The organism is Corynebacterium marquesiae (assembly GCF_030229635.1).
Lineage (GTDB): Bacteria > Actinomycetota > Actinomycetes > Mycobacteriales > Mycobacteriaceae > Corynebacterium > Corynebacterium marquesiae.
The window spans coordinates 217869-224770 of record NZ_JASPII010000002.1; the positions used below are offsets into that span (position 1 = coordinate 217869).

General features: G+C 57.3%; 6 protein-coding genes and 6 tRNA genes. All 12 read right to left on the bottom strand.

Translation table 11 applies throughout. The annotated features are described in order from the left end of the window. Positions 1-20: 20 nt before the first annotated feature. Positions 21-626, bottom strand: coding sequence for a phosphatidylinositol phosphate synthase (gene pgsA, locus QP971_RS02515; protein WP_198493162.1), 606 nt, complete (start codon positions 624-626; stop codon positions 21-23). Next, a complete protein-coding gene (locus QP971_RS02520) occupies positions 619-1218 on the bottom strand; it encodes an HIT family protein (RefSeq protein ID WP_049378270.1) in 600 nt (199 codons plus the stop codon). Before QP971_RS02520 ends, pgsA begins: the two co-directional genes overlap by 8 nt. After that, the gene (gene thrS, locus QP971_RS02525) at positions 1205-3268 is read right to left on the bottom strand and encodes a threonine--tRNA ligase (RefSeq protein ID WP_049378271.1); all 2064 of its coding nucleotides are present in this window, start codon (positions 3266-3268) and stop codon (positions 1205-1207) included. The genes QP971_RS02520 and thrS overlap by 14 nt, the downstream gene beginning before the upstream one ends. Positions 3269-3345: 77 nt before the next feature. Continuing rightward, complete coding sequence (locus QP971_RS02530) at positions 3346-4572, bottom strand: Dyp-type peroxidase (protein WP_284810787.1); 1227 nt, start codon at positions 4570-4572, stop codon at positions 3346-3348. A gap of 2 nt (positions 4573-4574) precedes the next feature. Continuing rightward, complete coding sequence (locus QP971_RS02535; protein ID WP_284810789.1) at positions 4575-5177, bottom strand: copper chaperone PCu(A)C; 603 nt, start codon at positions 5175-5177, stop codon at positions 4575-4577. Beyond that, on the bottom strand, positions 5177-5740 hold the full coding sequence (locus QP971_RS02540; protein WP_049378274.1) for a copper resistance CopC family protein: 564 nt from the start codon (positions 5738-5740) through the stop codon (positions 5177-5179). Before QP971_RS02540 ends, QP971_RS02535 begins: the two co-directional genes overlap by 1 nt. Positions 5741-6273: 533 nt before the next feature. After that, positions 6274-6349, bottom strand: a tRNA-Gly gene (locus QP971_RS02545). Positions 6350-6392: 43 nt separating this feature from the next. Then, positions 6393-6464 (bottom strand) — tRNA-Val (locus QP971_RS02550). A 27-nt stretch (positions 6465-6491) separates the two neighbouring features. Then, positions 6492-6562: transfer RNA gene (locus QP971_RS02555), tRNA-Cys, on the bottom strand. 30 nt (positions 6563-6592) lie between these two features. After that, positions 6593-6668 (bottom strand) — tRNA-Gly (locus QP971_RS02560). A gap of 38 nt (positions 6669-6706) precedes the next feature. Then, a tRNA-Val gene (locus QP971_RS02565) sits at positions 6707-6778 on the bottom strand. A gap of 47 nt (positions 6779-6825) precedes the next feature. After that, a tRNA-Gly gene (locus tag QP971_RS02570) sits at positions 6826-6901 on the bottom strand. Position 6902 lies beyond the last annotated feature (1 nt).

A 6902-nucleotide genomic window follows, 5' to 3' on the forward strand; every position in this document is an offset into this window, starting at 1 on the left:
TGTAGGTGGTGCAGTACGAGCTACTGCTGCTCTTGGCGGGCAGCAATAACCAAACGCTGGCACACGGTGAAGACGGAGCCAACGGCCAAGATCCACAGCGCTACCTCAATGGCATGCGGTACTCCCAAGCCTTCGAGGCCGATGCCGCCCAAGCCCAAAATAAGCCGCTCGGGACGCTCGATCAGGCCGCCGACCATCTTGAATCCGGACGCTTCTCCCCTAGCCTTGATATAGGAAATGACCTGAGAACATACCAAGGTGACAAAGCACGCAATAACCGTGATGCGGGAAGAATCCGCAGAATAAATCAGCCACCATGCAATAGCACTGAACAAGGCACCGTCGGTGATGCGATCACAGGACGCATCCAAGGTCGCACCAAAGGCAGTAGCCTTGCCGGTCAAGCGCGCCATGGTGCCATCGAGCATGTCGAAAGCGGCGAAGAGGCCGGACAAAACGGCAGCGGAAAAAAGGTGGCCGGTAGGAATGAGGATCACCGAAATCGCAATGGTGACTATGGTACCCACAATCGTGACCACATTCGGGGTCAGGCCAAGCTTCAAAAAGGTCTTGGCTATAGGTTCCACCACCACGGCGGCGGGCTTTCGCCCATGCACGCTAAGCACGCGAATCCTCCTCTTCCATCTCGCGCCATCCTTCTGCCAGTACGCGGCGCGTATCCTGCAGAAGCTGCGGTAATACCTTAGTCCCATCGAGGACAGTCATAAAGTTACTATCCCCGGGCCACCTTGGCACCACATGCAGGTGCAGGTGATCTCCCACCGAGCCGCCCGAAGCGCGACCCAGGTTCAGGCCCACATTGATGGCTTCTGGGTGTGAAACCCGCTTGAGCACCCGGACGGCCTTTTGCGCGAAGGCCATCAACTCCTGAGATTCCTCTTGCGTGAGGTTCTCCAGCTGCGATTCCTTGCGATACGGCACCACCATGAGGTGCCCGGCGTTGTACGGAAACAGGTTCAGCAATGCATAGACGGACTTGCCTCGCGCAATGATGAGCCCGTCTTCGTCGCTACCCTGTGGCGCTTCTACGAAGGGGTCCTTAGAACGCTTGGCAATATAGGCCATGCGATAAGGCGCCCATAACCGCTCTAGGCGGTCCGGCTCGCCAGCGCCTGAGTCAACGAAGGTCTCCTCCGCAGCGTGGTTTTCAGCGACGGCGGAGCTGTCGGTTTCGTGTGTCTCTTTAGCGTCGGGCACTGATGAGCTCTTCGGTCGGCTGCTCGTTGTTGCGCTCTGCTACCCATGCGGCGATGAGCTCCACAGCTTCCTTTACCGGCACACCATTGACCTGAGTGCCGTCGAGGAAGCGGAAGGACACGGCATCAGCTTCTACGTCGCGCGCGCCAGCCACCAGCATGAACGGAACCTTACCGGTGGTGTGGTTGCGAATCTTCTTCTGCATGCGGTCATCAGAGGTATCCACATCGGCGCGGATACCCTTCTGACGCAGCTGGGCGGCAACCTCTTCGAGGTGCGGGGAGAATTCGTCAGCCACCGGAATGCCCACCACTTGGTGCGGTGCCAGCCATGCTGGGAAGGCGCCGGCGTAGTGCTCCAGCAGGACGCCAAAGAATCGCTCGATGGAGCCGAAGAGCGCACGGTGAATCATGATTGGGCGCTTCTTCGTGCCGTCCGACGCAGTGTATTCCAGCTCGAAGCGCTCCGGCAGGTTGAAGTCCAACTGCACGGTAGACATCTGCCAGGTACGGCCGATGGCGTCGCGAGCCTGCACAGAAATCTTCGGACCGTAGAAGGCTGCACCTGCGGGATCCGGAACCAGCTCCAAGCCGGACTTTTCTGCGACCGACTGCAGGATAGACGTAGAGCGATCCCAGATCTCATCAGAACCGACGAACTTATTCGGGTCCTTGGTAGAAAGCTCCAGGTAGAAGTCAGACAGTCCGTAGTCCTTCAGCAAAGAAATGATGAAGTCGAGGACCTTGGTCAGCTCCTCTTCCAGCTGCTCTTCGGTGCAGTAGATGTGGGCATCGTCCTGGGTAAAGCCGCGGGCACGGGTCAGGCCGTGGACCACGCCAGACTTTTCGTAACGGTAGACGGTACCGAACTCAAACAGACGCAGCGGGAGCTCGCGGTAGGAACGGCCACGGGATGCAAAAATTAGGTTGTGCATCGGGCAGTTCATGGGCTTGGCGTAGTAGTCCTGCGGTTCCTTGACGGTATTGCCCTCTTCGTCATATTCGCCATCGAGCTGCATCGGCGGGAACATGCCGTCGGCGTAGAAGTCCAGGTGGCCAGACTTCTTGAATAGGTCACCCTTGGTGATATGCGGGGTATTAACAAAGGAGTACCCAGCCTGTACGTGGCGGTTGCGAGAGTGGTTTTCCATCTCCATGCGAACGGTCGCACCATTCGGGTGGAATACCGGGAAGCCGGAGCCAATCTCATCTGGGAAGGAGAAGAGATCTAGTTCCTGCCCCAGGCGGCGGTGGTCGCGCTTTTCAGCCTCTTCCACCATGGTTTGGTAGGCCTCCAGCGCCTCCTTGGACTCAAAAGCGGTGCCGTAAATGCGCTGCAGGCCAGCCTTGGACTGGTCACCGCGCCAATAGGCAGCTGAAGAACGGGTCAGCGTGAAAGCCGGGATGTACTTGGTGGTCGGCACGTGCGGTCCGCGGCAGAGATCGAACCACTCTACTTCCCCGGTGCGCGGGTTGATGTTGTCATAGTGAGTGAGATCGCCGGAACCGACTTCTGCGGCCTCGTCGGAGTCAGGGTCAACGTTGCCCTTGTCTTGGACCAGCTCGAGCTTGAAAGGCTCCTCGGCGAGGGCCTTTTCCGCTTCCTCCGCGGATTCATAGACGTGGCGTTCGAAGCGCTGGCCGCCCTTGATGATCTTCTTCATACGCTTTTCAATCGCCTTGAGATCTTCCGGTGTGAAAGGCTCGGCGGTCTGGAAATCGAAGTAGAAGCCATTCTCAATGGCCGGGCCGATGCCCAGCTTGGTGCCGGGGAATTCGGCCTGCACGGCCTGGGCCATAACGTGGCCGCAGGAGTGGCGGATGACGGCACGGCCGTCTTCCTCGCTGGCGGCAACCGGGGTAAAGGTGGACTCCGTGTCTGGGGTGTGCGACAAATCAAAGAGAGTGCCGTCCTCACCGCGAACGACTACGACAGCCTCAGGGCCCTTATTAGGAAGGTTGAGCTCTCGCATTGCTGCGCCCACGGCCTGGCCGGCGGGCACGGTGAAGGAATCGTAATTGACCGGTACTGCGGGGATGAGTTCCGCCATAATCGCGCTCCTTTATGCGCTCGTGCGTCGGCGGCATACCTGGCCGCGTCCGCTATTTAAATTTACGGATAGCTATTCTACAACCCTGCATGCTCGCAGAGCGATTTTGCCCACCATGACTCGCGCCCGTCGGCATCGCGGGTGCCCGGCGGGCAGAAATACATAGCCGAACCAATATGAGTCAACCACTCGTTCAGCCGGTCCGATTTATCCAAACGGGCCTGGATAGGCTCGAATTGCTTGGTGGGATCCTGCTGATAGCAGATGAAAACCTGGCCAATATTGGAAAGCTGCCCATCCTTGCCATCGGGAGCTAACTCATAGTTATACGGCCGGCGCAGGATGCGCTGCTCTGGATGATCGGCCGGCGGGGCGGCGAGGGCCATGTGCGAGTTCTTATCAATCACCGGCAGTCCGTAGTCATCTACCGCGTCGAAATCCGCAGCATCGAATTCATCCTTACCGGTAAGTGGGGCGCCGGTGTCGAGCTTGCGGCCCACCGCATTTTCGCGGGAGGAGCGATCGAGTTTCTCCCACGTATCCACGTTCATGCGAATGCGACGCACTACCATCGCCGTTCCGCCTTGTGCCCACTTCGGCCCTTTATCGATCCATACTTGAGCTGCAAAATCCTCCTCGCTGCGCGGATTGACGGTGCCGTCCTTTTGCCCGAACATATTGCGCGCGGTAGCGCCCTTTTCGTGGCTGCCATAGGAATTAATAAATCCTTGCTGCAACCACTTCACGCTGGCATAGTGCTCACCTGCGCGCACCATGTGCCGCAGGGCGTAGGTATTCATCAGTGGGTCATCGCAGCAGATCTGCAAGACGATATCGCTTTGTCCCCACTTAGGCTCCAGCGCATCGCGTTTAAAGGAACGCACATCTCCCAACCAGCGTGGTTTCTCCACGCCGAGCAAGGAGAAAACCTTCTGACCTAGACCACAGGTGATGGTCAAGTTGGCGGGCTGTTGCACCATTTCCGGTTCCAGGGTGCCCAGCGGCGCCTCCCCCGTACACAGCGCGCGGGCGTCCTCAGTCCACAGCTTCATGAGGCTGGCGAACCCCCGCTTGTCGACGCCCCTTTTAAGATCAAACCCCACCAAATTCAGGTGGGCCTGCGCTGCGGTAGCGATACCCGCTTGATGTTTACCGTCGAAGGCCACGAGGGCGTCGGCAAGCGCAGGCCTATCCTGCGCCTGAGCATCCGGGGATGACCCCTGGTTATTGCAGCCTGCCAACGCGAAGGCGCTGGTCGATACCGCAGCGCCGGTGAGAAATCCCCTTCTACTGAATCCAGACATAACTAGTGGTCGTGGCCTTCCTTATTGTGGGACATATCTCCGTGCTCCATGTGGGACGTATCGTGGTCCTCCATATCGCCGTAATCCTCATCCCCAGCAGGCATGCTACGCGTTTGGATCTCGCCCAGATCGAGCTCTTCGCCGCCCTCTAGTTCCACTTTGAGGTCAAGGGATTCGCCGGGAGCAATGTGGTTTTCCATCTCCATGAGCATGAAGTGGTCACCACCAGGTGCCAGCTCGTGGGACTCGCCGGCTTTGACTACCAGTGGGCTCGACATTTCCTGCATCTTGCCATCGACAGTCTCATGCATCTGGTTCACCTTGGCTTTGAGGCTGGTGGAAAAACCGGTGATAGCGATGTCCTTATCGGTATGGTTCACCAAGGTGCCAAAAATGGCAGTCATGTCCTTGTCCTCATTGGCGCGCACGACAGCATCCTCAAAGGTCAGTTCTTTAGATTCCGCAGCGGAGGATGTTTCCCCGACACTAGTGGAAGCATCCACCTTCGACTCGGTGGAATCATTTTGGTTTTGCGGTGAGCAACCGGCCAGGGCGAGGCCGGCCACAGTCAAGCCCACAAGGGCGATGCTAGAAATCTTGGACATTATTTTTCACCTTCCGAATCAATGCGACGAGACTTGGCAATAAATAGGGCAACTACTGCGGCAATTGCCAAAACGCCGCCCACCCCCAGAATGATTTTCAACGGCATTGACAAACCCTCGGTCCCTTCCTGCTCTGCCGTGTCAGACTCTGGGGCCTTGGTTTCGGACCCGTCACCCTTGACAGAAAATTCCACACCGCCGCGGGTAGCGTGCCCATCCGAAGACGTGATCTGAAAGCCCACCTGGTAGTTACCCGGCCCAGGATGGACATCCGCAGGGGTCTCAATGGTGAGATCCCGCTCATGGAGCTTTGGTTCCTGGCTAAAGAGTTTTTCACCAGTATCCGCGTTGGTCACGGCAAAGGTATTGAAGTCCTCTTTGGGGATACCAGAAAACTCGAGGGTGATTTCCTTAGGAAACTCGTCGAGTTGGTCGCCGTCTTTGACCGAACCGCCAATAACGGAGTCGTGTGCGAATGCGGCAGGTATTGACCCGCCCAAAACCAGTGCGGCCGTGCCCACTGCTGCCGCCGTGCGGCGCAGCCAAGGTACGCGGTAGCCCATAGATAGCTCCTTTGCGATGTTGGAAAAGCACAAGTTGAATTGTCAGACATACTAGCCCCGCAACTTGCCAGAGCGGCAATCGCGAAAGGCAGCGCGTCGAGACATTTGTCGGTTTGAACTGGGATCGAGTTCCACCTTCGAAATAAAAAGAGGTATTTATCACTATTTAAGCCAAGTTGACTCAATTCGAACGGACCCTACCTTACGACCTCTCCATTTGTCGGGCATTAAAAAACGGACCAGAAGCCATCAAGGCAAAAATAACCGAGGCGGCGCCTACGCCGATAAGCGCCAAAGGCCACGCTGCGTCGCCGCTGCCGTTACCCGCATCTGCCGCAGTAAGGCCCGCAGAGAAAAGTACAATCCCCGAAACAAAAGACGCGAAGCCGCAAGCTCCAACCAATAGCGATACCACTAATGCGCGTAACATCTTTCCTCCTCCGCTGAGGGTTTTGACCTTGCAAAGGCAAGCGTATCGCACAAAGCGCAGAAGGAGACATAGAAAAAGCCACCCCGTGGCAGGGGTGGCTATATGGAGCGGATGACGAGACTCGAACTCGCGACCCTCACCTTGGCAAGGTGATGCGCTACCAACTGCGCTACATCCGCACAACAAACCGGAGTTTGTTACAGAGCCTCAAAAGGACTCTCGTGCGCGATACTGGGATTGAACCAGTGACCTCTTCCGTGTCAGGGAAGCGCTCTCCCACTGAGCTAATCGCGCTTAATGCCCGAAGGCATTAAGAAGTTGAGGTGGAAACGGGAATCGAACCCGTGTGCACGGTTTTGCAGACCGTTGCCTCACCACTCGGCCATTCCACCGTGGCGATACCGCCTCACACAATACAGTGCTGGAGCGGATGACGAGACTCGAACTCGCGACCCTCACCTTGGCAAGGTGATGCGCTACCAACTGCGCTACATCCGCATGCGAAACCAGGCCCGGTTTCTAGGACAAAGTCCTTGTGCGCGATACTGGGATTGAACCAGTGACCTCTTCCGTGTCAGGGAAGCGCTCTCCCACTGAGCTAATCGCGCGTTATTCATTTAGAATCACTCTTCACGGGAGAACCCTTAGAAAAGCGTGGAGCGGATGACGAGACTCGAACTCGCGACCCTCACCTTGGCAAGGTGATGCGCTACCAACTGCGCTACATCCGCA